A 22,787-nucleotide genomic window follows, 5' to 3' on the forward strand; every position below is an offset into this window, starting at 1 on the left:
TCCTCGTCCACGGCCGGCTTCGCGATCGCGCCCGACTGCACCTCGTCGACCGTCTTCCGGCCCTCCACCGGACCCAGGTCGAACAGGTACGGCGGATCGGCGGTGTCCTCGACGAACCTCTGGGCTGCGGGCTCGAGGACCGGCTGCACCGGCTGCACCGGCTGCACCGGCCGGAGCGGGTTGGCGGATTCGGACATGTGCATCTCCCGGGGTTTCCGTGACGTGCCGCCGGTCGTTCCGGCGATGACGGCCCCAGGGGGTGCCGAACGCGCCATGCGCTCCGGTTCCCGCCCCCGGGATCCGTCCTCCGGCACGCCAGAACCGTCCGGTGGTCACCAGTTGCTCACCAGCGCACCACCCCTGCTCCTCCAGTGCACGTCGTCGGCGCGGTGCCGGACCGGGCCGGGGGGAGGCCCCTCAGCCCGGTTCGCCCTCCAGCCACCGCAGCACGTCGGGCGTCACGGGGTCGACGAGGTCGGCGAACTCGCCGTGCTTGGTCAGGAACCTGGCCCAGTAGGGGCACACGGGAACGATGCGCTTCCCGCTCTCGCGCACGTCGGCGATCGCCTCCCGGACGAGCCGGGAGGCGAGACCCTGCCCGGCGAAGGCGTCGTCGATCTCCGTGTGGAAGAAGACACGCTGCTCGCCGCGGTCGCGGTACTGGGTAACGCCCGCGAGCCGGCCGTCGGCCAGGATCTCGTAGCGGTGCCGGGCGTCCGCCCGCTCGACGGTCGGTGCTGCGGAGGGCTGGTCCATGGGGTCTGTTCCTTACGGTCCGACGGTCCGGGGTCAGTCGCGCGCGGGGTTGCGGCGCGGGGTGATGACGGCGTTCGGCAGGGCGGGCGCGGGCAGCCGGTCCCCGTCGTAGCCCTCGACGGCGCCGAAGCGGTCGGACGCGTCCTGCCACTCCTCGCGCGCGCGGACGATGTCGTCGTGGCTGCGGCCGATGAAGTTCCACCACATGACGATCTCCTCGCCGAACGGGGTGCCGCCGAGCAGGACCGTCCGGGCCGGGTCGTCCGAGTCGTTGACGAGGGTCAGTGCGTCGGCGCCGGGGTGCACGTAGCCGAGTTCCGCCGCCTGCAGCGGGGTGCCGGCCACCCGGACGTCCCCGTGGTCGACGAGGAGACCGTGCTCGAAGCCGGGGTCCACGGCGAGGGTGACCGTCGCGCGCGGCGCCAGGACGATCTCGGCGCCGAGCAGCGGCGTGAAGGTGCGCACCGGAGACACGGACCCGGCGAGGGAGCCCAGGAAGACCCGGACGGTCGCGGCGCCGTCGGTCCCGTCGGTCCCGTCGAGGCGGACCGGCTCGGGCACGTGGTGCTGGAAGTCCCGTCCCGTGTCGCGGTGTTCGGCGGGCAGCGCCACCCACAGCTGCACGCCGTGCAGGACGGTGGTCCGCGGGGTCGAGACCTCCGAGTGGCAGATGCCGTGTCCGCCGGTCATCAGGTTCAGCTCGCCGGGCCGTACGTAGGCGTGGCTGCCGAGGCTGTCCCGGTGCTCGATCTCACCGCTGAACAGCCAGCTCACCGTCTGCAGTCCGATGTGCGGGTGCGGCGCGACGTCCATGCCGCCGGTGCGGGCGACGTCGTCGGGGCCGTAGTGGTCGGCGAAGCACCAGGCGCCGATCAGGGTCCGGGCACGCTGCGGCAGCGTGCGCCGTACGGTCATCGCCCGCGGGCCGCCCAGGGGCACGTCGCGGGGGGTGAGGACGTCGACCCGCGGTTCCGCCGCCGGCCGCCCGTCGGCGTCCGCCGGGGTTCCGCACCGTACCGCCACAGGTCCTGACTCGACGTTGCTCATCGGGGACCACCACCTTCCACACTCATGATACTTTCATTTTCAACAATTACGCAACGGCTTCGGCCCACCCGCGAAGGAGCCCCAGGTTGAGCAGCAGCCCCGCGCCCGCGTCACCGGCGTCACCGGAGCCTTCGGCACCCCCGTCCGCGGGCCGACGGATCTTCGTCGACAAGCAGAGCCCCCAGGCCTACCGCGCGCTGGTGCAGACCTCGGAGGCGGTCCGCGCCACCGCGGCCGACGCGGGACTCGACCGCATTCTCGTCGAACTGGTCAACCTCCGCGTCTCCCAGCTCAACGGCTGCGCCTACTGCCTCGACGTGCACACCAGGGCGGCGCTGCGCGCGGGTGAGACGACGCGGCGGCTGGGCACGCTGGCGGCCTGGCGGGACACCGAGCTGTTCACCCCGCTCGAACGCGCCGCGCTCGCCCTGGCGGAGGCGACCACGGTGCCGTCCGACGCCGCCGCGCAGGACGCCGCGTACGCCGCCGCCCGCGAGGTGTTCACCGACGAGCAGATCTCCGCGGTGATCTGGGTGGCGGTGACCATCAACGCGTTCAACCGGGTCTCGATCCTGAGCAGGCATCCGGTGCGGTGACCCCCTGTTCGTCCGGCTGTACGAGCAGCCGTCGGCAGAGACCGGAGGAGACCGGAGGCCGCGGAAGAAACGATGCGGCCGCGCCCCGGACGGGGCGCGGCCGCGATGGATCAGGTGGGCCGGCGGGTTCTCACACCTCGGTGCTCACGGACGCTCACACCCTGGCGCCGTCGTCACGGCCCCGGCTGCCGGACTTGGCCAGCCCCCGGCTGATCATGTACCCGATCGTCAGCAGGGTGACGTACAGCCACGCCTGCCCCGCCGGGAACCGGTCGACCCCGCGCGCGTCGTCCCCCACGACGGCGGATGCGATGAGTACGGCGACCACGGCCGCGACGAACGCCATGAGTTCCGTGGTCTTGTAGCTGGGCTTGGTCTCCTCGCCCACCCGTTCCCCGGCGTACGTGGCCCGGGGCATGCCGGACTCCGGGTATCCGGCCGACGATGCAGCGGACATCGTGTCCTCCTGGATTCGTTGGGGCCCGACGACCGTCGAGCCTTGCGAGCCAGTACCCGACCCCTCTCCCCCGTAACGGCGCTATCCGGCGGACGACCGGGCTCCACCCCGGTACGGCGTTCAACCGTTCCCCCGGCCGGCGCCCGTCCACGCGGGGCCGCCCCCGGGTGCCGACGACGTGCTGCGTGCGCGGCCGTCCGCGCGCGCCCGTCCACGGCACGGGCGCCGGTGGCCGGTCGGCCTGCGCAGGCCGGCGGTGTCCGCCGTACGGCGACGTACGTCCCCCGTACTGCGTCACCCGGCCCGTCCGCGCGCCCGGATCCCGGCGGTCACGTCCCGTCCGGGTGTCCGTGCCCCGTACGGCCGCTGGCGCGGGGCGGTCCGCCACCGCTGCCCGACGTGACGCGGGAGAGCCGCGCCGTACCCCTTTTCCGGCTGACCGCCCGTCATGCCTGAGCTGTTGCGCCGTAAACGGTCCACGGCCGCGCGCGACGAAGGGCTGCCCATCTGTGAGTGACAACGGATCCGGCGGAAGGGTCCGGCCGGCTCGCCCCGGCGACCCCTCCCACATAGGCCCGTACCGGATCGCCGGCCGGCTCGGCGCGGGCGGGATGGGAGTCGTCCACGCCGGTGTCGCCGCCGACGGGACGCGCGTGGCGGTGAAGGTGATCCATCCCGCGCAGGCCGAGGAGCCGGAGTTCAGGGCGCGTTTCCGACGCGAGGTGCGGTTGTCCTCCCGCGTCACCGGCCCGTACCTGATACCGCTGCTCGACGCCGACACGGAGGCGGACGTCCCCTGGCTGGCCACCGCGTACGTCCCCGGTCCGACGCTGAAACAGCACGTGGACACGGACGGACCGCTCACCGGGGGAAGCCTGTACGCACTCGCCGGCGCCACCGCGCAGGCCCTGGCCGACGTCCACGCCGCCGGTGTGGTGCACCGCGACGTGAAACCGCAGAACGTCATCCTCACGCCCGCCTGTCCCCGCGTCCTGGACTTCGGCATCGCGCACGCCGACGACGTCACCGGCGTCACCCGCACCGGGGCCGTCTCCGGCACCCCGGGCTGGATCAGCCCCGAGCAGTACCGCGGCGGGAGCACGAGCCCCGCCAGTGACATGTTCGCCTGGGGAGCACTCGTGGCGTACGCGGCCACGGGCCGGCTGCCCTTCGGGGACGACGCCTCCTACGCGGTCGCGGTGCGCGTGATGACCGGTGAGCCCGACCTGGACGGCGTCCCCGGTCCGCTGCGGCGGATCGTGGAGCGGGCGCTGTCCAAGGAGCCGGAGGGCCGCCCGTCGGCCGCCGAGGCCGCCCGGAGCTGCGCGGAACTGCTGGCCGCCCAGACCACCCAGGTGCTGGGCACGGCACCGGCCACGGTCGGGGACATGGTCACGGCCGTCTGGGACGTACCGGCCGGCGACGATCCGGCGTGGGGCCTGCCCACCTCGCCCGGCTCGTCCCCGGGCCGTCCGGGCCGTCCGGGCCGTCCGGGCCGTCCGGGCCGTCCGGGCCGTCCGGGCCGTCCGGGCCGTCCGGGCCGTCCGGGCCGTCCGGGCCGTCCGAGGAAGCGGCCGGTCCGCACGGTGGTCGTCGCGGCCGCCGTCATCGGCGGCCTGGCCGGAGGGGTCGCGGCCATGCTGCCCCACGGTTCCGGAGGCGACAAGGCGGTGGCCTCACCCTCGAACGCCGCGGACGGCGGGACGAAGGAGGCGGAGCGGTCCGCCGGCGAGGACGCCGGTGACACCACCGGCGCGACTCCTGTCGTCGACGAGACCCCCGTCGTCGACGAGCCCCCTGCCGACAGCGACGACGTCGGCAACGACGCGGACTGGCGCCCGGACGACGCCGGTCTCCGGGAGGCGATGTCCCCCAGCACCGACAGCACCGAGATCCAGGTGGCCGACCAGGCCGCCAGACAGATCATCGGGCGGACCAACGGGATGCGTGCGTACCTCGGCACCGACCGCGAACTCGGTCACGAGGACATCGCCGTGGGATTCGACCCGTCCGGCTCGGTGATGTACGTGTGGACGAACAGCGAGGTGTGGGGTCGGGGCGCGGCCGAGGCATGGGCCGCCACGACCGCCGGTGAGGCCTGCCGGACCCTCGTGAGGCAGCGGGAGAGCGCGGGCGGCACCTGGCCGTACACCCGTTACGCCGTGGCGCAGAGAACGGAATCCGGCCCCCTGATGATGCGCTGGGGCACGGCCGGCCCGGAGGCCGGCTGCCCCTCCTGACCACGGCCCGGACCGGGCGGGCGACCGCTCACGCCGCCGCCGGCCGGCCCGCCGGCGCGTGCGCATCCGTGACGTCCGCGATGTCCGTGACGACGAATCCGCTGCGCGGCCGGGTCGGGATGCGCCCCAGCGGAATGGACAGGTCCTGCTCCGGTACCGCGTACGTGAGGCGCGCCAGGCGCACGGCGAGGGTCTCCAGCAGTCCGATGGTGAGGTTCTCCCCCGGGCAGCGGTGACCCGCCCGGGGATCGCCGCCGCCCTGCGGGATCAGCTCGTCGCTTTCGGCGGGCCGCTCGAGGAACCGCTGCGGGCGGAAGGCGTACGGGTCGCCCCACAGCTTCTCGTCGTGGTTCTGCCCGTACACGTCCAGCAGCACCAGCGCCCCGGCCGGAATGCGCTCGCCCTCCCAGGTCAGGTCGGTCACGGCGTGCCCACCGAGGAACGGTGCGAACGGGTAGAAGCGGCGCACCTCGTGCGTGAACGCGGTCGCGTACGCGGCGTCACCGGTCCGCAGCCGCTCCCGGATCTCGGGCCAACGGTGGAGCGCGTGCGCCGTGAAGGACAGGAACCAGCTGACGGCGACCGTGGGCCGGATGACGTTCAGCAGCTCCACCGCGGCGGTCCTCGCGTCCAGCGGCTCGCCCGAGGCGTCGCGGTGCCGGCACACCCGGCCGAGCACGCTGTCCTCGGGCGCCGCGACACCACCCGAGCGCACGTCCTCCACCAGCCGGGCCAGCCGGTCCTCCTGCCGGCCACGGGCCCGCCGGGCACGCCAGTGACGCGGCCCGAGCGTGGCGAAACCGTCGATCATGGCGACCAGATCGCGGGCCAAAGCTTCGGCCCCGTCCCCGTCCCCCTCACCCAGGGGAACTCCGGCCCAGCGGCACACTCCACGGGTCAGCACCACGCTCACCTCGTCGAACAGGACGACCTCGGGCCGCCCGCCCCACTCGGGCACGGCCTCGTCCCACGCCCGGGCGACCTCCTCGGCCAGCCCGGCGACCCGGTCACCGTGCAGCAGCGGCAGGAACAGCTCCTTCCGCGCCCGGTGCGCCTCCCCGTCGAGCGTGTGCACCGCGCCGTGCCCGAACAGGGTGCCGACCACCGGCTCGGGAAGCGCGCCCGTACGGCGCACGTGCCGCTCGTCGTAGAAGAACCGCACCGCGTCGGGTCCGCGCAACGCCACGGTGGGCCGCCCCATCAGCCGGGTCCGCACGACGCGGCCCCCGCTCTCCCGCATGCGGTTCGGCAACCAGGCATAGCCTTCGGCCAGGGCGAACAGGGTGCGGTCGGTCAGGGGGCGGCTGAGTGCGTCCATGAGGGGCGGGTGCCCCGGGGCCCCACCGGCACACCTGTCACCATCGGCCCCATAGGCCCTCGGCCGGGTTCCAGGCTCCGGAGTCCGGGACGTGGACAGCGAACGCGCAGCCGATGCCGGTCGCCGCGGTGGACCGACGGCCCGGTGGACCGACGGCCCGGGAGGCCGACGGCCCTGACGGCCGGAGGACCGGGGGTCAGAAAGCCGCCCCCGGCCCCACCGCCGTCCCGTTGACCCGGGCCGACAGGGCGATCAGCCGGTCGATCAGCGCGATCAGGACCTCGCGGCACGAATCGCGGTCCCGGGCGTCGCAGAGCAGGACCTGGGCGTCCTCCGGCAGGGCGAGGGCGTCGCGGATCTCCTCGGGGGCGTAGGGGTGCTCGCCGTGGAAGCCGTTGACGCCGACGACGAAGGGGATGCGGCGCCGCTCGAAGAAGTCGATCGCGGCGAAGCTGCTCTCCGGTCTGCGGACGTCGATGAGGACCACGGCGCCCAGGGCACCGATGGCGAGGTCGTTCCACATGAACCAGAACCGCTGCTGACCGGGGGTGCCGAAGAGGTACAGCACCAGGTCGTCGCTGATCGTGATGCGGCCGAAGTCCAGGGCCACGGTGGTGGCGTGCTTCTCCTCGATGCCGTCGAGGTCGTCGACGCCCAGACCGGCCATGGTCAGGGGTTCCTCGGTGCGCAGCGGGACGATCTCGCTGGTCGACCCGACCATGGTCGTCTTGCCGACGCCGAAGCCCCCGGCGATCAGGATCTTCACGGCGTCCGGTGCCGCGGCGGCGCCCCGCGTGCCGGCACCGGCACGGTCGGCGGAGTCAGAGCCGCTCAAGGCCGTCCCTCACTTTCTGCAGCAGTTCCAGGTCCGGGATCGCCGAGACGGGACGCGGCGGCCGGACGGTGATCCGGCCCGCCTCCAGCAGGTCGCTCAGCATGATGGTGACCACGCTGACCGGGAGGTCGAGCCGGGTGGCCAGCTCGGCCACCACGACCGGCCGCGCACAGAGCCGCAGGATGCGCAGGTGCTCCGGCTGCGGCCGCGGGCCGTCGTCGGGTTGCGGGTCGGCCGCGGTCACCGACGTGATGAGGGTGAAGTCGGCGCGATCCGGTTTGGTCCGGCCTCCGGTCAGGGTGAACGGCCGGACCAGACGGCCGGCCGTATCGCCGCCGTTCACCTCACTCGCCGTTGTCGGCGGCGTTGCCGCGCGGCGCCGCGCTCAGGTGCTCGCCTATCTTCTTCACCAGCATGTTCATCTGGTACGCCACCACGCCGACGTCCGCGCCCTGGCTGGTGAGCACGGCGAGGTGGGCGCCGGGCCCGGCGTTGGTCAGGATCAGGTAGCTGTTGCCCATCTCGATGAGCGCCTGTCGCACGGGTCCGCCGCGGAAGTCCATGCTGACGCCCTTGCTGAGGCTCATCAGCCCGGACGCGGTCGCGGCGAGCCGTTCGGCGTCGTCCCGGACGAACGCCGTGGACTTGCTGACGACCAGGCCGTCCTCGGAGAGCACGACGGCGTGGTTCACCTCGGCGACCCGGTCCACCAGTCCGGTGAGCAGCTGGTCGAGCTGGCTGTGTGTGGCGGGGGTGGGGCGTGTCATTTCTCTGTCCTTCATCAGCGGTTCAGCGGTCGCTTCGTGAGCGGTCGGCGCTCGGGGTCGATGCGGTGGACGGGCCCGGCGGGGAGACGTTCCCGGGGTCGCTTCCGGATGCGCTCCCGGTCTCCGCGTCCTCGTCGCGGGCCCGGAGCGTGCCGCGCTGGAAACCGGCGAGCGAGGAGGCCGCGCGCTCCGCGGTGAAGTCGTCGGCGGAGTCGGCGGAGCCGGGGAGGCCGGCGTCACCGGTGGGCGGGAGGTCCTCGCGCAGCTCGGCCGCCAGGCTGGTCTGTGGTATCCGGCGCGGCAGCGGGGCGACTCCCCCGCGTCCGGGCCCGCCCGGGCGGACGGATCCCGGCCGCCGGGTGGGGCCCGCGCCGGCCGCCGGCGAGGTGCGGGGCGCGGGCCGCGACGCGGCGGTCGTGGCGGTGTCCCGCTCGCCCGGTGCGTGCGTGGCGGAGCGCGGTTCCGCCGCGTACGGCTCCGGGGTGTGCTCCCTGGTGCGCTCGGTGCCGCCGGACGCCCCGGCCGCGTCCTGGGCGTCCGTGACCGCCTCGTGCACCGGTGACGTCGTGCGGCGGCGGGCGAACGCGGGCACCGCCTCCTCCGGGTCACCGGTGTCCGCGGCGGGCCCGTCCTCGGTCTCGCGCACCACGATGTCGTGCGGGACGAGCACGATCGCGGTGGTGCCGCCGTAGGGCGAGGGGCGCAGGGTGACGGAGATGCCGTGCCGGGTGGCGAGCCGGGCGATCACGAACATGCCGAGCCGCAGGTCGTCGGCGAGTGCGACGACGTCGAACTGCGGGGCCACCGCCAGCTGCGCGTTGAACGCCTCGTAGTCCTCCTCCGACATGCCGAGGCCGCGGTCCTCGATCTCGACCGCGAGGCCCTTGGCGACGGACGCGGCCCGTACGGTCACGGGCTGCGGGGCGGGCGAGTACGCGGTCGCGTTCTCGATGAGTTCGGCCAGCAGGTGGATGACGTCCGCGACGGCGGGCGGGGCGACGTACACCTCCTCCTCGGTGTCCACCTCCACCCGCTGGTACTGGGCGACCTCGCCGACGGCGCTGCGCAGGACGTCGATCAGCGCGACCGGCCGCATCCAGGTGCGTCCCGGGCGCTCGCCGCTCATGATGACGAGGTTCTCCTCGTACCGGCGCAACTGGCTGGCGGTGGAGTCGAGTTCGTACAGGCCCTCCAGGACGTGCGGGTCCTGGTGCTGGCGTTCCATCGCGTCCAGCTTGCGCAGCTGCAGGTTGACCAGGTTCTGGCTCTGCCGGGCGATGCCCAGGATGACCTTCTGGAAACCGCGCCGGGTGTCGGCGAGTTCGACCGCGGTGTGCACGGTCGTGCGCTGCATGGTGTTGAACGCCTGGGCGACCTGGCCGAGTTCGTCGTGGCCGTAGTCCAGCGACGGGGTGGCGGACTCCACGTCGACCTTCTCGCCCCGGTTGAGGCGGGCGACCACGTCGGGCAGCCGCTCCTCGGCCAGGCCGAGGGTGGCCAGGCGCAGTCCGCGCAGGCGCAGCGAGAGGGAGCGGGTGATGCGCCAGGACATCACGACGCACAGCAGCACGGCGACGAGGCCGGCGGCGCTCAGCGAGGCGGCGACGAGGAGCAGGCCGCGGGCCTCGTCACCGCTGCGCTCGAGCAGGCCCCGCGTCTCCTGCTGGATCAGGTCGGTGTACTGGGGGATGAGCTTGTCCATTGCGTCGTCCCACGGCTGCCGCGCGTCCCGCAGCACGGTGCCGGGGGTGTCGCCGTCCGTGGGGCCGGCGTCGAGCACCTGGTTCTCCACGGCCTCCAGGGTCGTCCACTCCGGGCTCTGCAGCATCTGCTCGACACGGGTCTTCACGTCGCCGTCCAGCGTGGGCAGGAGCTGGTCGTCGACGAGCCACCGCCGGGCGCTGACCAGGTCCGCGAACCGCTTCCGGGTATCCGCGTCGAGCTCCCCGGACGGCCAGGCGAGGGTCAGCAGGGCGTCCTCCTGCGAGACGAGCTCCGCCGCGTGCTCCAGGGTGACGAGCGGCTGCGCCTGGGAGGTGAGGTCGCCGTTGTCGACCTGGGTGAGCGCCTGGAAGGCGTGGATCTGCTCGTCGATGATGGTGGTGAACTGGTCCAGCGCCTGCTGCGGGGTGATGTGCGTCTGGTTGTCGACCTGGTCGCGGTAGTACTCGAGGCTGTCGGCCGCGGCGGCGACGGAGTACAGCCGGTCACCGACGCGGGAGGGGGCCTCCTCGACGGTGCCCGCCCTGTCGACGAGCGTCGCGATCGCCGCGTCGGTGCGCTCCCGCTGCTCGTCGAGGGCGGCCCGGGCGCCGGCGGTCCCGGCCAGCAGGTCGGCCGAGAGTCTGCGCTCGCGCTGCAGGGCGATGGCGGCGTCGGTGCCCATGGCCCCGGTCGACTCGCTCAGCTCGGTCTGCTCCCGCAGCCGCAGCCCCTCCGAGAACATCTGGATCGTCGTCACGCCCCACATGGCGGCGAGGGTGACGCTGGGGATCAGCGCCAGGAGGAAGAGCGAGAGACGTATGGAACCGAGACGGCGCCGGGCACCTGTCCGAGAGGGCATCGTCGTCCTTGGGCGATCGGTAGGGCGGGGTGTGGTCCGGGGACGGGGTGGTCCAGGGGGCGGGAGCGGACCGGAGGGGCGAGGCGGTCCGGAGGAGCGGAAGTGGTCCGAGAGCGAGCGGTGTCGTCAGTGGGACGCGGTACGAGTGGCGCGCAGGATGCTATCCGTACAAACGGTCGCACGCATCGCCAGGGACCCGCTTGCTCATAAGTACGGGCCGGTGCTCACCTCGCGCGGGCGGATCAACGGGTCCCGTTCGCCGCGAACTCGGCGACGTCGTCGGCGTTCTGCCTGGTGACGAAGGCGGGGCCGGTGAGCACCGGGGCCTCGCCGCCACCGGTGACGTTGCCGTTGGTCTCGTGCAGCCAGAGCGCGTCCACCGCGAGGTAGCCCTGCAGATACGGCTGCTGGTCGACGGCGAACTGCACGTCGCCCTTCCGTACCGCGTGGACGATGTCCTCGTTGAGGTCGAAGGTGGCGACCTCGGCGGCGCTGCCGGACTGCTTCACCGACTTGACGGAGGCGAGCGCGAACTGGGCGCCCAGGGTGACGACCTCGTCGATGGTGGGGTCCTGGCGCAGGGCCGCCGCGACGGAGTCGGTCACCGCGTCCATGTCGGTGCCGTCCACGTACAGGTTCTGGGTCTCGCCGCCGAAGGCGTTCCGCACTCCGGCGCAGCGGGCCTCCATGGCGACGTTGCCGCGCTCGTGGACGACGCACAGGGTGTGCTCGGCCTCGAGGTCGTCCAGTTTGTCGCCGAGGGCGCGGCCCGCGAGGTTCTCGTCCTGGCCGAAATACTGCAGCAGGCCGTGCGACTGCCAGGAGTCGATCCCGGAGTTGAGGCCGACGACGGGTATGCCGGCCTTGCGCGCCTCGTCCACCGCGGACTTCATCGCGGCCGGCTTGGCCAGGGTCAGCGCGATGCCGTCGACCCGGTCGTCGACCGCGTCGCGCACCAGTTCGGCCTGCTTCGTCGCGTCCGCGTCGCTCGCGTACGTCAGGTCGATGCCGCCCTTGGCCGCCGCGGCCTCGGCCCCCCTGCGCACCCGCTCCCAGAAGGCGTCGCCCTCGGCACCGTGGGTGATCATCGCGACCCTGAGCCCGGAGCCGTCCGCCGCGCCGCTTCCCGAGCCGGAGTCGGCACCGTCCGAGTCCGAGCAGCCGGCCGCGAGCAGGCAGACGGCCGCCACGGCGGAGACGAGGGCCGTGGCGCGGACGGGACCGGAAGAACCGTGGGAGCCGGAGGACGTGTTCATGAAGGTGCGGCACCTCGCTGTGCGGCCGAGCCGAGGGAGAGGAGGGGGACGGGCGGGTTGCTGAGAGGACGGAAGGGGCGGTCGGAAACAGAACAGGAACGGACAGGACGAAGCCGACGCGGCCACCTGGACAGTGCGCGTCGACTTCCGGACATGCGCTTGCCGGAGCCAATCGCGTGTGACCTCTGGTAGTCAAGTGAACAACTGTGAGGGAACGGTGGATACGCCCCGAGACGGCCTGCCGGATGTCTGCCGACACGTGCCACCAGGCTCGAGGCCATGGGGCGGGCCTCCGTCCGGGCACCGGCGCGGCCGGCGCGCGGCTCTTCGCCCGGGAGGGCGCCGGGTGCCGCCGGCCGCCCGCACGGAGGACCGGCCGAAGGCGGTGGCCGAGGAGATCCGGCGGGCCGGCGGGACCGTGGAGCACGTGGTGGGCGACCTGGCCGACGCGGCCCGGAGGGCGTCCGGGTCGACGCCGCCGCGCCCGGCACGACGCTCACCGAGACGGTCCGCGAGCGGGGCGAGCACTCCCCCGGCGTCGTCGACCAGCTCGGCGCCCGGACGCCGCCGCGCCGCGCCGCCGCCCCGGAGGAGATCGCCGAGGCCGCCGCCTGGCTGCTCACCGACCGCGCCTCGTACGGGACCGGCGCGGTCCTCCCGGCCGACGGCGGCGCACGGGCCCGACGGTCCCGCGGGCGCGCGCAACCCCGCCGCAACGTGCACCGGAGTTCACTGTCCACCGCCGACTGCCCGAGGCGGAGGGATGCCCGGTGAGCGAGACGACGCACGAGACGACGCACGAGACACCGCCCCGCGTGGAGCTCACGCCCGCGGCCGCCGAGCTGCTGCGGCGGCTGCGCGCGGCGCACGGGCCGCTGATGTTCCACCAGTCCGGCGGCTGCTGCGACGGCAGCGCGCCCATGTGCTACCCGGCGGGCGAGTTCCGTACCGGCGCCTCGGACGTGCTGCTGGCCGAGCTGGCGGTCGACGGGGTGGCCGAGCCGGTCCCGTTCTGGATGTCGCGGAACCAGTACGAGGCGTGGAGCCACACCCGGCTGACCGTCGACGTGGTGCCGGGACGGGGCAGCGGGTTCTCGCTGGAGGCGCCCGAAGGGGTGCGTTTTCTGATCAGGTCCCGCGTCGTGAAGTCCTGAACGCCGCCTTGGCGGCCACCGCCTGATGCACTTGCCTGAAGTCCCGTACATCTGACGAGGCATCAGGGAGTCGCCGTGGTGGTGCGCCGAGCCGGACGGTTCAGATCGTTCCTGACGGTCCTCGCGGCCTGTGGCGCGCTGGCGGGTGGCGCCCTCGTGGGGGCGCCACCCGCCGGCGCCGTGCCGAAGGGTGCGGTGATCGCCCCGGGCGTCGGCTACCGGCAGCTGAAGGTACCGGCGGCCTCGGGTACCGCGCGCGCCCATGTACTGACCGTCGACCTGCGCGCCCCGGGCGTACGGGTGGGTCTGCTGCGCCCCGGCGTGGTGGCGGCCCGGGCGCCCGTGTCACGGCTGGCCGACGGCATGCACGCCGTGGCAGGGGTCAACGGCGATTTCTTCCACATCAGCGAGGCCCAGCACCGGGGCGTCAGGGCCACGGGCGCGCCGGTCGGCCCGGCGGTCGCGGACGGGCGCCCGCTGAAGGGCGCGGTCCCGAACGGCCAGCGCTTCGGCCCGGCGCTGCCGCCCGGTACGAGCACCCGCGACGTGCTCGGTGTCGGCACCGACCGCACGGCCCGGCTGGACGGCCTCGCCCTCGACGGCGCGGTCACCACCGCCCTGGGTGTCGTGCCCCTCGGCGGCCTCAACCAGTACGCGCTGCCGCGGGATTCCGTCGGCGCGTTCACCGCGGACTGGGGCAGCGCCTCGCGGGTGCGCGCCGTCTGCGGCTCGGACACCGACCGGGCTGCGCCGTGCAGCGCGGACACGTACGAGGTGACGGTCAGAGGCGGCCGGGTGGCGTCGGTGACCCGCAGCCCCGGCGGCGGCGCCATCTCCTCGGGCACCACCGTCCTGGTGGGGCGCGAGGAGGGCGCCCGGTGGCTGCGCGGACTGTCGGTGGGCGACCGGGTCGGCGTGCGGCACCGGCTCGTGGCCGCGAGGAGCCGTACCCCGTACGCGATGGCGGTGGGCGGCACCCCGGTCCTCCGCGACGGGCGGCCCCTGCCGCGGCTCGACGGCAGGACCGCGGCCGTGCGGACCGTGGCGGGCATCGCGGACGGCGGGCGCCGGCTGCTGCTGGTCGCCCTGGACGGCGCGCCGGAGCACCGCCGCGGCCTGACCGTCGCCGAAACGGCCCGGCTGATGCGGAGGCTGGGCGCACAGCACGCCCTGAACCTCGACGGAGGCGGCTCGTCCACGCTCGTCGCGCGCAGGCCGGGAGCGCGGGCCGTCTCGGTGCGCAACCACCCCAGCGGCGGCGCGGAACGCCCCGTGCCCAACGGCATCGGCGTCTTCGTGGGCCGCTGAACCGCGCGGCCCCGCACGGCCCCCGCATGGACCCGAGTTCCTCACGGCCCCCACAGTCCTCACAGTCCTCACGGTCTGAGGCTGCTGACCACGTCCGTCGTCGCCGCGAGCCCGTCGTGGATGGTCGGCGCCATGCTCGTGCTCGCCAGATGGAAGCCCAGCAGGACGCAGACCAGGGCGTGCGAGAGCCTCAGCCCGCCGTTGCGCAGGAACACCACCGCCAGGATCGCGAGCAGCAGCAGCAACGAGATGGAAACGACCATCGTCAACCTCCTCCGCCACGTCCGTTTCGCGGCGTTCGGCCGCAAGTGTGGCGCAGCGGAGGGGCCGTCCGGGCGGCTGACCTGTCCGCCGAACGTGTGGTGTTCCGTCCGGGGCGTCAGAGGACCTTGTGCGGTGCCGCGGTCACCTGTGCGCGTCGAGGAACGCCTCGAGGCCCGCGAGGTCGTCCGTGTTGAGGTGGTCGACGCCGGCCGCGACGAGTTCGCCCCACAGCGCGTCCCGGGCCGGGCCCGCGGCGTCGGGCGTGGCCCAGAAGCGCACCCGCTGCCCGCGCACGTGGGCCGTCCGGACGATGTCGCGCAGCTTGGCGCGTTCGGCCTCCGGGAAGGCCCCCACGCCCCGCCAGGTGAAGTTGAGCGTCCAGTTGTCGCTGATCAGCGGCATGAAGGCGGCGGGCGCCGGACCGCCGAGGTCGTCGAGGCGGCCGTCGTAGAAGGCGTGGCGCACCCGCTGCGCCTCCATCGGCTCCCGCGCCGCGCGGTGCCCCGAGACCACCACGGTGACCGCTCCGGACCGGACGCGGCCGCGGTCGTACGTCGTGAACAGGTGCCGGTGGCGGCGCAGCAGGCGGTCGAGCGCGGCGTACGTCGAGGCGCCCTCGGTCTTGAGGTCGACGAGCAGTTGCAGCGGCTTGCGGTGTCCGCGGTACACGGACCCGCCGTTCGCCCTGACGCGGGCCGCGAGCGGGGCGAGGTAGAGGGAGTCCAGGGTGCGGGACGGGTCGAGGTCGACCGCGTCGTGGGCGACCAGCAGCTGCCCGTCGACGAGCCAGACGTCGGCCTCGACGCTGCCGAAGCGGTGGTCGAGGGCGTCGAACAGGGGGCGTGGGTGCTCGTAGTCGTTGTGGGCGTGGGCCCGCCACAGGGGGCGGACCCGGTGCTCCCGGTGTTCCCGCCCGCCCGCCCACGCGTCGGTGACGGGCAGGACGGCGGTGCCCGCGAGGGCGGCGCCGAGGGTGAGGATTCTGCGACGGGTGCTGGCGGCCATGGTCTGCCTCTCGGGAGTGCCGGATCGGAACCCCAGCGAGTATGGGGTCCGCCGGGGGCGGGGCAGCAGTGCCGCGCGCACGAGTTGGCCGGACCGCCGTCGTGCGTTCACTTCGGCGGAACCGGTGCCACCGGAAAGCCCGCCCCAGTTGGGACGGGCTTTCCTTCCGTGCACCCCACCGGCCGTCAGGGCGCCCGCAGATCGACCAGTTCGGCCAGGGCCGCACGGTGGCCGCCCGCCGTGCCGTAGGCGATCGAGTCGGCCTTGGCGCGCTTGAGGTACAGGTGCACGGGGTGCTCCCAGGTCATGCCGATGCCGCCGTGGAGCTGGAGTGCCTCCTCGGCGGCGCGGACCGCGACGGGCGCGGCGTAGGCCTGGGCGACGGTGACGGCCACGTCGGTGTCAGCACCGCCGACCAGTGCGTCGGCGGCGTTGCGCGCCGCCGCCCGCAGGCCCGCGATCTCCAGCCAGAGCCGGGCGAGGCGGTGCTTGAGCGCCTGGAAGCCGCCGACGGGCCGGTTGAACTGCCTGCGTTCCTTCAGGTGCCGGACCGTCTCGGTCAGGCACCAGTCGGCGAGGCCGAGCTGCTCGGAGGCGAGCAGTCCGGCTCCGGCGCGCAGGGCCCTGCGTACGGCGGGTCCGGTGGCTCCCACTCGCGTTCCCGGTGCCCCGTCGAGGACGACCGTCGCCACCGGCCGGGTCAGGTCCAGGGACACCTGTGGCGTGACGGTCACGGCGCCGGCGGCCACCGCGTACAGGCCGCCGTCGTCCGCGGGGACGAGCAGCACGTCGGCGGCGGCCGCGTCCGCGATGCCGGTCAGTTCCCCGTGCAGGGCGCCGCCGGCGAGTCGTACGGTCCTCCAGGCGCCGTGCGGGGCCACGTTCAGCGCCACGGCGAGGACGCCGACCGTGTCGCCGGACGCCAGTTCGCCCAGCAGGTCGCGGGCCCCGGCGGCGAGCAGTGCCTCGGTGGCCACGACCGCGCTGGTCAGGTACGGCACGGGGGCGACGGCCCGCCCCAGCTCCTCCAGGACCACGGCGGCCTCGCGGTGCGTGGCGCCCTGGCCGCCCAGGTCCTCCGGTACCAGGAGTCCGGCGAGTCCCATCCCCTCGGTGAGTCTCTTCCACAGCGCCCGGTCGTGCGGCGTGCCGGACTCGGTGCGCGCGATGACGCCCGCCGCGTCGCAGTGGTCCGTGAGCAGGTCGCGGACGGCGGCGCGCAGTGCCTCTTCCTCCTCCGAGTACAGCAGGTGGTGCCGTGCGCTCATCGGGACAGGTCCTTCCACGCGACGTCCTTGTCGGTACGCGGCTCGGCGGGCAGCCCCAGGACGCGCTCGGCGACGATGTTCAGCAGGACCTCGCTGGTCCCGCCCTCGATGCTGTTGCCCTTGGAGCGCAGGTAGCGGTAGCCCGCGTCGCGTCCGGTGAAGTCGACGAGCTCGGGGCGGCGCAGGCTCCAGTCGTCGTACAGCAGGCCCTCCTCGCCGAGCAGTTCGACCTCCAGGCCGCTGATCTCCTGGTTGAGGCGGGCGAAGGTGAGCTTCATGCCGGAGCCCTCGGGGCCGGGCTGGCCCGCGGCGAGCTGCTGGCGCAGCCGCTCCCCCGTCAGCCGGGAGACCTCGGCCTCCACCCACAGGGTGAGCAGCCGCTGGTGCAGGTCGTGGGTGCGCAGGTCGGGGCGTGTCCGCCAGGTCCGGGCCACGGGGGCGATCATGCCGCCCTCGCGGGGCAGGCGCATGCCGCCGATCGAGACCCGCTCGTTCATCAGCGTGGTCTGCGCGACCCGCCAGCCGTCGCCGACCTCGCCGAGGCGGTGCGCGTCCGGGATGCGGACACCGGTGAGGAACACCTCGTTGAACTCGGCCTCGCCGGTGATCTGCCGGAGCGGGCGGACCTCGACGCCGGGGTCGGTCATGTCGCAGACGAAGTAGGTGATGCCCCGGTGCTTGGGCACGTCCGGGTCGGTACGGGCGATGAGGATGGCCCAGCGGGCGAGGTGGGCGCTGGAGGTCCACACCTTCTGCCCGTCGACGATCCACTCGTCGTCCTGCCGTACCGCTCGCGTGCCGAGCGCCGCCAGGTCCGAGCCGGCGCCCGGCTCGCTGAACAGCTGGCACCAGACCTCCTCGCCCGTCCACAACGGCCGCAGGAAGCGCCGCTTCTGCTCCTCCGTGCCGTACTGGAGGATGGTCGGCGCGGCCATGCCGAGGCCGATGCCGATGCGCCGGGGGTCGTTGTCGGGGGCGCCGGCCGCCGCGAGTTCGGCGTCCACGACGGGCTGGAGGGAGCGCGGCGCGCCGAGTCCGCCGAGGCCCTCCGGGAAGTGCACCCAGGCCAGGCCCGCGTCGAACCGGGCCCGGAGGAAGTCGAGCCGGCCGGTCGTGGCGGGCGGGTGCGCGGCCAGCAACTCGGCCGCTCGTCCCTTGAGTCCGGTCGCGTCGGTCATGCGGTGGTCTTCTCGTCCGGGACGACGGCCACCCGGCCGGTCGTCACCCCGTCGGCGACCCGCTGCACGGCCGCGGCGGCCTCGGCCAGCGGCACCCGTTCGCTCACCAGCGGCTTGACCGCCCCCTGTGCGGCCAGTTCGGTGAGCCGCTCGTGGCAGTCCCGGACCAGCCCGGGGTTCCTGGTGTGGTACAGGCCCCAGTGCAGGCCCAGGATCGAGTAGTTCTTGATCAGGGCGTGGTTCAGGGCGGGGCTCGGGACCGATCCGCTCGCGAAGCCGACGACCACGATGCGCCCCTCGAAGGCGACGGACTTGGCGGACTGCGCGTACGCCGCGCCGCCCACCGGGTCGTAGACCACGTCGGCGCCGCGCCCGCCGGTGGCCTCCTTCACGGCGGCGACGACGTCCTCCGTACGCCGGTCGACGACGACGTCGCAGCCCAGTTCGCGGGCCACGGCGGCCTTGTCGGCCCCGCCGACCACACCGACGACCCTGGCGCCCGCGGCCTTGCCGAGCTGTACGGCCGCGCTGCCGACCCCTCCCGCGGCGGCGTGCACGAGCAGCGTCTCGCCGGCCTCGATGCGGGCCCTGCGGTGCAGCGCGAACCAGCCGGTCTGGTACCCGATGTGCAGGGCCGCGGCCTCGGCGTCGTCGAGCGCCTCGGGCGCGGGCAGCACGGCGGCGGCGTCCGCGACGGCGTACTCGGCGAAGCCGCCGTACGGCAGGGCCGGGCTCGCGATGACGCGGCGGCCGTCCTCGGTCTCGCCGCAGATCTCCAGGCCGGGCGTGAACGGCAGCGGGGGCTTGACCTGGTACTGCCCCCGGCACAGCAGGGCGTCGGGGAAGTTGACGTTCGCGGCGCGCACCCTCAGGCGGACCTGGCCGGCACCGGGCTCCGGCGGCGCCGCGTCCGTGTCGAGCCGCATCACCTCGCCCGGCTCGCCGTATCCGTGCACGTGCCATGCCTGCATGCGGGCCTCCACCGACTGCGTCGTCCGACCGGGGTCGCCCCGCATACTAAGCGGTCGCTTGCACTGAGGGAACAGGCCGCGACACCCCGGGACCCCTCAGCCGGACCGCTCGTCCCCGGCCGGCCGCGCCCGCACGTGCATCCTCTCCCCCTGCGGCCCGAACAGGCTGAGGAACTCCGCAGGACCGCCCCCCGCCGATCCGAACCAGTGCGGGACCCTGGTGTCGAACTCGGCGGCCTCCCCCGCCGTCAGCACCACGTCGTGCTCGCCGAGCACCAGCCGCAGCCGCCCGGACAGCACGTACAGCCACTCGTACCCCTCGTGCGTCCGGGGCTCCGGCCGCTCCTCGCTCGCCGGCACGACCACCTTGAACGCCTGGAGGCCGCCGGGCTGGCGGGTGAGCGGCCAGTACGTGCGCCCGTGCCGCCTGATCGGCTCGGCCCGGATGCGGGGATCGCGCACCGGCGGCGCGCCCACCAGTTCGTCCAGCGGCACCTGATGGGCGCGGGCGATCGGCAGCAGCAGTTCCAGGCTCGGCTTGCGCAGCCCCGACTCCAGCCGGGACAGCGTGCTCACGGAGATGCCCGTGGCCCGGGACAGCGCGGCGAGGGTCACCTCCCGCTCCTTGCGGAGCCGCCGGAGCCGGGGGCCGACGCCGGACAGGACGTCGTCCGTGCTCCTGCCGCTCTCGTCGTTGCCCTTGTCGTCACTCGCGTCGCTCATGCATTTATTGCAGGTTCGGCAAAGGTGTTTGTCAATACCGCATCGCTCGGGCGACCGTGTTCCGCATGGAGGTGGTCACCATGACCGATGCGTACACCAGTACGTACGAAGTGATCGTCGTCGGCGGCGGCGCGGCCGGACTCTCCGCCGCCCTGGTCCTGGGCCGGGCCCGGCGCCGCACGCTCGTCGTCGACGCGGGCGAGCCGCGCAACGCGCCCGCCGCCCACATGCAGGGCTATCTGTCCCGCGACGGCATGCCGCCCGCCGAGTTCCTCGCCCGGGGGCGCGAGGAGATCGCGCGGTACGGCGTCGACCTGGTGCGGGACACGGTGGTGGACGTGCGCCGCAGCCACGACTTCGCGGTGGTGCTGGCCGGCGGGCGCACCGTGCGCGCCCGCCGGCTGGTCGTCGCCACCGGGCTGGCCGACGAGCTGCCGCCCGTGCCCGGGGTCGCCGAACGCTTCGGGCGGGACGTCCTGCACTGCCCGTACTGCCACGGCTGGGAGGTGCGCGACGGGGCCTTCGGCGTGCTCGCCACCTCCCCGATGAGCGTCCACCAGGCGCTGCTCGTCACCCAGTGGTCCAAGGACGTGACCCTGTTCGCGCACACCCTCGGCGAGGAGGCGATCTCCGACGAGGACCTGCGCAGGCTCGCCGCGGCGGGCGTGTCCGTGGTGCCGGGCGAGGTGGCGGAGCTGGTCGTGGAGGACGACGGGCTGACCGGGATCCGGCTGGCCGACGGTTCGGTGCACGCGCGGTCCACGGTGTTCGTCGCCCCCCGCTTCGCCCCGCGCACGGGGCTGCTGGAGCGGCTGGGCGCCGAGATGAAGGAGACCCCCTTCGGCACCGCCCCCGTGACCGACGAGACGGGGCGGTCCACCGTGCCGGGCGTGTGGGTCGCGGGCAACACCACGCTGACGTCCCAGCAGGTGGTGCACGCGGCCGGCGACGGCTACCGCGCGGCGGCCACGCTCAACAACGAGCTGGTCATGGAGAGTGTCGACGCGGCCGTCGCGACCGGCTCCCAGGTGTAGACCGGGCCCATCCGTAGCACTCTGAAGGCATGCTGTTCGCCCGGCTCGCACAGGTGTCCCAGGAGGTCGCCGCCACCTCGGCCCGCTCCCGCAAGACCGCCCTGCTCGCCGAGCTGTTCCGGGACGCCGACGCGGAGGACGTGCCCGTGGTCATCCCGTACCTGGCGGGCCGGCTGCCGCAGGGACGGCTCGGCATCGGGTGGAAGCTGCTGGGCCGGCCGGTCGCACCCGCCGCCGAGCCCTCCCTGACCGTGCGCGGCGTGGACGCCCGGCTGACGGAGATCGGGGCGGTCGCGGGCACCGGCTCGCAGGCGGAGCGCGGGCGGCTGCTCGGCGCGCTGCTGGCGGCGGCCACCGAGGACGAGCAGCGGTACCTGGTCGGGCTGCTCACCGGCGAGGTGCGGCAGGGCGCCCTGGACGCGCTGGCCGCGGAGGGCCTGGCCGCGGCGACCGGGGCGCCCCCGGACGCCGTGCGGCGCGCGGTGATGCTCGCGGGATCGCTGCAGGCCGTGGCCATGGCGCTGCTCGCGGACGGCCCGCCGGCCCTCGACCGGTTCCGGCTCACCGTCGGCCGCCCGGTCTGGCCGATGCTCGCGCACACCGCCTCCTCGGTGGCGGAGGCCGTGGGAAAGCTGGGCGCCTGCGCGGTGGAGGAGAAGCTGGACGGCATCCGCGTCCAGGTGCACCGCGACGGCGACGCCGTACGCGTCCACACCCGCACCCTGGAGGACATCACCGGCCGGCTGCCCGAACTGGTCGCGGCGGCGCGGGAGCTGGCGGGGGAACGGTTCGTCCTCGACGGTGAGGTGATCGCGCTGGACGCGGACGGACGGCCGCGGCCCTTCCAGGAGACCTCCGGCCGGGTGAGCTCCCGCGTGGACGTCGAGACGGCGGCACGGCAGGTGCCCGTGTCGCCGGTGTTCTTCGACGCGCTCTCCGTCGACGGCCGCGACCTGCTCGACCTGCCGTTCGCCGAGCGGCACGCGGAGCTGGCCCGGCTGGTCCCGGAGCCGATGCGGGTGCGGCGCGTGCTCGTCGACGGCCCGGACGGCCCGGGCGCCGCCGAGGAGTTCCTCGCGGAGACCCTGGCGCGCGGGCACGAGGGTGTCGTGGTCAAGGGCCTCGACGCCCCCTACAGCGCGGGCCGGCGCGGCGCGTCCTGGCTCAAGGTCAAGCCGGTGCACACCCTCGACCTGGTGGTGCTGGGCGCCGAGTGGGGCAGCGGCCGGCGCACGGGCAAGCTGTCCAACCTGCACCTGGGCGCGCGCAACCCCGACGGGACGTTCGCCATGCTGGGCAAGACGTTCAAGGGGATGACCGACGCGCTGCTCGCCTGGCAGACCGGGCGGCTCCCGGAACTGGCGGTCGAGGAGCACAGCTGGGGGTTCACCCTGCGCCCCGAGCTGGTCGTGGAGATCGCGTACGACGGGATCCAGCGCTCCAGCCGCTACCCGGCCGGTGTCGCGCTCCGCTTCGCCCGTCTGGTGCGCTACCGCGAGGACAAGACACCGGCCGAGGCGGACACGGTGGAGACGGTGCTCACGGCGCACCCCGGGGTGGCCCGATGACCGGCGGTGACCGGACCCGGCGCAGCGCGGGCCTGCTGCTGTACCGCCGCACCCCGCACGGCCTCGACGTGCTGCTCGGTCACATGGGCGGCCCGTTCTTCGCCCGCCGGGACGCCGGGGCGTGGACCCTGCCGAAGGGCGAGTACGCGGCCGGCGAGTCCCCGTGGGAGGCCGCGTGCCGCGAGTGGCGGGAGGAGCTGGGGGTGCCGCCGCCCGAGGGGGAGGCCGTCCCTCTGGGCGAGGTGCGGCAGGCGGGCGGCAAGACCGTCACCGCCTGGGCGGTCGAGGGCGACCTCGATCCGGCGGCCGTGGTGCCCGGCACGTTCCGGATGGAGTGGCCGCCGCGCTCGGGGCGGATCCAGGAGTTCCCCGAGCTGGACCGGGTCGAGTGGTTCACCCCCGGCCGCGCCCGTTCGGTGATCGTGAAGGCGCAGACGGCGTTTCTGGACCGGCTGGCGGAGCACTCGCACTGAGGGTGG

General features: G+C 74.2%; 23 protein-coding genes and 1 pseudogene. 8 read left to right on the forward strand and 16 right to left on the reverse strand.

Annotation, left to right across the window (positions count from 1 at the left end):
• The 3 genes and pseudogenes from IEZ04_RS26845 to IEZ04_RS26855 form a co-directional block, all read right to left on the reverse strand.
• A pseudogene (locus tag IEZ04_RS26845) lies at positions 1-197 on the reverse strand (hypothetical protein); the annotation flags it as partial.
• 220 nt (positions 198-417) lie between these two features.
• A complete protein-coding gene (locus tag IEZ04_RS26850) occupies positions 418-756 on the reverse strand; it encodes a GNAT family N-acetyltransferase (protein ID WP_189219551.1) in 339 nt (112 codons plus the stop codon).
• A gap of 33 nt (positions 757-789) precedes the next feature.
• Positions 790-1,803 carry a pirin family protein gene (locus IEZ04_RS26855; protein ID WP_189219552.1) on the reverse strand — a complete coding sequence of 338 codons (1,014 nt, stop codon included), beginning with the start codon at positions 1,801-1,803 and terminating at the stop codon, positions 790-792.
• A gap of 158 nt (positions 1,804-1,961) precedes the next feature.
• Here IEZ04_RS26855 and IEZ04_RS26860 point away from each other — a divergent pair, with 158 nt between their 5' ends.
• Positions 1,962-2,399: a carboxymuconolactone decarboxylase family protein gene (locus IEZ04_RS26860; protein WP_229821308.1), complete on the forward strand. Its 438-nt coding sequence runs from the start codon at positions 1,962-1,964 to the stop codon at positions 2,397-2,399.
• Positions 2,400-2,553: 154 nt separating this feature from the next.
• Here IEZ04_RS26860 and IEZ04_RS26865 read toward each other — a convergent pair whose 3' ends face one another.
• Positions 2,554-2,856 carry a hypothetical protein gene (locus IEZ04_RS26865; RefSeq protein ID WP_229821300.1) on the reverse strand — a complete coding sequence of 101 codons (303 nt, stop codon included), beginning with the start codon at positions 2,854-2,856 and terminating at the stop codon, positions 2,554-2,556.
• Between the two features lie 509 nt (positions 2,857-3,365).
• Here IEZ04_RS26865 and IEZ04_RS35180 point away from each other — a divergent pair.
• Positions 3,366-5,096, forward strand: a complete 1,731-nt coding sequence (locus IEZ04_RS35180) for a serine/threonine-protein kinase (protein WP_229821301.1) — start codon at positions 3,366-3,368, stop codon at positions 5,094-5,096.
• Between the two features lie 28 nt (positions 5,097-5,124).
• Here the strand turns inward: IEZ04_RS35180 and IEZ04_RS26875 are convergent, their stop codons facing one another.
• The 6 genes from IEZ04_RS26875 to IEZ04_RS26900 all read right to left on the reverse strand — a co-directional run bounded on the left by IEZ04_RS26875 (position 5,125) and on the right by IEZ04_RS26900 (position 11,835).
• Positions 5,125-6,414: a cytochrome P450 gene (locus IEZ04_RS26875; protein WP_189219554.1), complete on the reverse strand. Its 1,290-nt coding sequence runs from the start codon at positions 6,412-6,414 to the stop codon at positions 5,125-5,127.
• Between the two features lie 196 nt (positions 6,415-6,610).
• Positions 6,611-7,249: a GTP-binding protein gene (locus IEZ04_RS26880; protein ID WP_189219555.1), complete on the reverse strand. Its 639-nt coding sequence runs from the start codon at positions 7,247-7,249 to the stop codon at positions 6,611-6,613.
• Positions 7,236-7,592 carry a DUF742 domain-containing protein gene (locus IEZ04_RS26885; RefSeq protein ID WP_189219556.1) on the reverse strand — a complete coding sequence of 119 codons (357 nt, stop codon included), beginning with the start codon at positions 7,590-7,592 and terminating at the stop codon, positions 7,236-7,238. The genes IEZ04_RS26880 and IEZ04_RS26885 overlap by 14 nt, the downstream gene beginning before the upstream one ends.
• Position 7,593: 1 nt before the next feature.
• Positions 7,594-8,016: a roadblock/LC7 domain-containing protein gene (locus IEZ04_RS26890; RefSeq protein ID WP_189219557.1), complete on the reverse strand. Its 423-nt coding sequence runs from the start codon at positions 8,014-8,016 to the stop codon at positions 7,594-7,596.
• 22 nt (positions 8,017-8,038) lie between these two features.
• Complete coding sequence (locus IEZ04_RS26895) at positions 8,039-10,579, reverse strand: sensor histidine kinase (RefSeq protein ID WP_189219558.1); 2,541 nt, start codon at positions 10,577-10,579, stop codon at positions 8,039-8,041.
• Positions 10,580-10,821: 242 nt separating this feature from the next.
• A complete protein-coding gene (locus tag IEZ04_RS26900; protein ID WP_189219559.1) occupies positions 10,822-11,835 on the reverse strand; it encodes a substrate-binding domain-containing protein in 1,014 nt (337 codons plus the stop codon).
• Between the two features lie 279 nt (positions 11,836-12,114).
• Here IEZ04_RS26900 and IEZ04_RS36310 point away from each other — a divergent pair, with 279 nt between their 5' ends.
• From IEZ04_RS36310 to IEZ04_RS26915, 3 genes are all read left to right on the forward strand, one after another.
• On the forward strand, positions 12,115-12,609 hold the full coding sequence (locus tag IEZ04_RS36310; RefSeq protein WP_487222069.1) for an SDR family oxidoreductase: 495 nt from the start codon (positions 12,115-12,117) through the stop codon (positions 12,607-12,609).
• Positions 12,606-12,989, forward strand: coding sequence for a DUF779 domain-containing protein (locus IEZ04_RS26910; RefSeq protein ID WP_189219560.1), 384 nt, complete (start codon positions 12,606-12,608; stop codon positions 12,987-12,989). The genes IEZ04_RS36310 and IEZ04_RS26910 overlap by 4 nt, the downstream gene beginning before the upstream one ends.
• A 78-nt stretch (positions 12,990-13,067) precedes the next feature.
• Entirely contained in the window at positions 13,068-14,297 is a 1,230-nt protein-coding gene (locus tag IEZ04_RS26915) for a phosphodiester glycosidase family protein (RefSeq protein WP_189219700.1), read from the forward strand.
• 68 nt (positions 14,298-14,365) lie between these two features.
• Here IEZ04_RS26915 and IEZ04_RS26920 read toward each other — a convergent pair whose 3' ends face one another.
• The 6 genes from IEZ04_RS26920 to IEZ04_RS26945 all read right to left on the reverse strand — a co-directional run bounded on the left by IEZ04_RS26920 (position 14,366) and on the right by IEZ04_RS26945 (position 19,706).
• Positions 14,366-14,560 carry a hypothetical protein gene (locus IEZ04_RS26920; RefSeq protein WP_189219561.1) on the reverse strand — a complete coding sequence of 65 codons (195 nt, stop codon included), beginning with the start codon at positions 14,558-14,560 and terminating at the stop codon, positions 14,366-14,368.
• A gap of 142 nt (positions 14,561-14,702) precedes the next feature.
• Entirely contained in the window at positions 14,703-15,566 is an 864-nt protein-coding gene (locus IEZ04_RS26925; protein ID WP_189219562.1) for a phosphatidylinositol-specific phospholipase C/glycerophosphodiester phosphodiesterase family protein, read from the reverse strand.
• Between the two features lie 185 nt (positions 15,567-15,751).
• Positions 15,752-16,834, reverse strand: coding sequence for an acyl-CoA dehydrogenase family protein (locus IEZ04_RS26930; RefSeq protein ID WP_189219563.1), 1,083 nt, complete (start codon positions 16,832-16,834; stop codon positions 15,752-15,754).
• Complete coding sequence (locus IEZ04_RS26935) at positions 16,831-18,012, reverse strand: acyl-CoA dehydrogenase family protein (RefSeq protein ID WP_189219564.1); 1,182 nt, start codon at positions 18,010-18,012, stop codon at positions 16,831-16,833. Before IEZ04_RS26935 ends, IEZ04_RS26930 begins: the two co-directional genes overlap by 4 nt.
• Positions 18,009-18,983: an NADPH:quinone oxidoreductase family protein gene (locus tag IEZ04_RS26940; RefSeq protein WP_189219565.1), complete on the reverse strand. Its 975-nt coding sequence runs from the start codon at positions 18,981-18,983 to the stop codon at positions 18,009-18,011. The genes IEZ04_RS26935 and IEZ04_RS26940 overlap by 4 nt, the downstream gene beginning before the upstream one ends.
• A 96-nt stretch (positions 18,984-19,079) precedes the next feature.
• Positions 19,080-19,706, reverse strand: coding sequence for a helix-turn-helix domain-containing protein (locus IEZ04_RS26945; protein WP_189219566.1), 627 nt, complete (start codon positions 19,704-19,706; stop codon positions 19,080-19,082).
• An 80-nt stretch (positions 19,707-19,786) separates the two neighbouring features.
• Here IEZ04_RS26945 and IEZ04_RS26950 point away from each other — a divergent pair, with 80 nt between their 5' ends.
• The 3 genes from IEZ04_RS26950 to IEZ04_RS26960 are packed head-to-tail and all read left to right on the forward strand — an operon-like array spanning position 19,787 to position 22,781.
• Positions 19,787-20,740: an NAD(P)/FAD-dependent oxidoreductase gene (locus tag IEZ04_RS26950; protein WP_229821302.1), complete on the forward strand. Its 954-nt coding sequence runs from the start codon at positions 19,787-19,789 to the stop codon at positions 20,738-20,740.
• A gap of 29 nt (positions 20,741-20,769) precedes the next feature.
• Positions 20,770-22,308 (forward strand): ATP-dependent DNA ligase, encoded by a 1,539-nt coding sequence (locus IEZ04_RS26955; RefSeq protein ID WP_189219568.1) that lies wholly within the window; start codon positions 20,770-20,772, stop codon positions 22,306-22,308.
• The gene (locus tag IEZ04_RS26960; protein WP_189219569.1) at positions 22,305-22,781 is read left to right on the forward strand and encodes an NUDIX hydrolase; all 477 of its coding nucleotides are present in this window, start codon (positions 22,305-22,307) and stop codon (positions 22,779-22,781) included. The genes IEZ04_RS26955 and IEZ04_RS26960 overlap by 4 nt, the downstream gene beginning before the upstream one ends.
• The last annotated feature ends 6 nt before the right edge of the window (positions 22,782-22,787 follow it).

It is taken from the genome of Streptomyces ruber, assembly GCF_014648075.1.
In the GTDB taxonomy this organism is placed as follows: domain Bacteria; phylum Actinomycetota; class Actinomycetes; order Streptomycetales; family Streptomycetaceae; genus Streptomyces; species Streptomyces ruber.

Coding starts and splice junctions, on each gene's coding strand:
- IEZ04_RS26895 (WP_189219558.1), bottom strand. CDS start 10,579: ATGCCCTCTCGGACAGGTGCCCGGCGCCGTCTCGGTTCCATACGTCTC.
- IEZ04_RS36310 (WP_487222069.1), top strand. CDS start 12,115: ATGGGGCGGGCCTCCGTCCGGGCACCGGCGCGGCCGGCGCGCGGCTCT.
- IEZ04_RS26930 (WP_189219563.1), bottom strand. CDS start 16,834: ATGAGCGCACGGCACCACCTGCTGTACTCGGAGGAGGAAGAGGCACTG.
- IEZ04_RS26935 (WP_189219564.1), bottom strand. CDS start 18,012: ATGACCGACGCGACCGGACTCAAGGGACGAGCGGCCGAGTTGCTGGCC.
- IEZ04_RS26900 (WP_189219559.1), bottom strand. CDS start 11,835: ATGAACACGTCCTCCGGCTCCCACGGTTCTTCCGGTCCCGTCCGCGCC.
- IEZ04_RS26945 (WP_189219566.1), bottom strand. CDS start 19,706: ATGAGCGACGCGAGTGACGACAAGGGCAACGACGAGAGCGGCAGGAGC.
- IEZ04_RS26850 (WP_189219551.1), bottom strand. CDS start 756: ATGGACCAGCCCTCCGCAGCACCGACCGTCGAGCGGGCGGACGCCCGG.
- IEZ04_RS26960 (WP_189219569.1), top strand. CDS start 22,305: ATGACCGGCGGTGACCGGACCCGGCGCAGCGCGGGCCTGCTGCTGTAC.
- IEZ04_RS26940 (WP_189219565.1), bottom strand. CDS start 18,983: ATGCAGGCATGGCACGTGCACGGATACGGCGAGCCGGGCGAGGTGATG.
- IEZ04_RS26925 (WP_189219562.1), bottom strand. CDS start 15,566: ATGGCCGCCAGCACCCGTCGCAGAATCCTCACCCTCGGCGCCGCCCTC.
- IEZ04_RS26920 (WP_189219561.1), bottom strand. CDS start 14,560: ATGGTCGTTTCCATCTCGTTGCTGCTGCTGCTCGCGATCCTGGCGGTG.
- IEZ04_RS26865 (WP_229821300.1), bottom strand. CDS start 2,856: ATGTCCGCTGCATCGTCGGCCGGATACCCGGAGTCCGGCATGCCCCGG.
- IEZ04_RS26890 (WP_189219557.1), bottom strand. CDS start 8,016: ATGACACGCCCCACCCCCGCCACACACAGCCAGCTCGACCAGCTGCTC.
- IEZ04_RS26950 (WP_229821302.1), top strand. CDS start 19,787: ATGACCGATGCGTACACCAGTACGTACGAAGTGATCGTCGTCGGCGGC.
- IEZ04_RS26955 (WP_189219568.1), top strand. CDS start 20,770: ATGCTGTTCGCCCGGCTCGCACAGGTGTCCCAGGAGGTCGCCGCCACC.
- IEZ04_RS26855 (WP_189219552.1), bottom strand. CDS start 1,803: ATGAGCAACGTCGAGTCAGGACCTGTGGCGGTACGGTGCGGAACCCCG.
- IEZ04_RS26875 (WP_189219554.1), bottom strand. CDS start 6,414: ATGGACGCACTCAGCCGCCCCCTGACCGACCGCACCCTGTTCGCCCTG.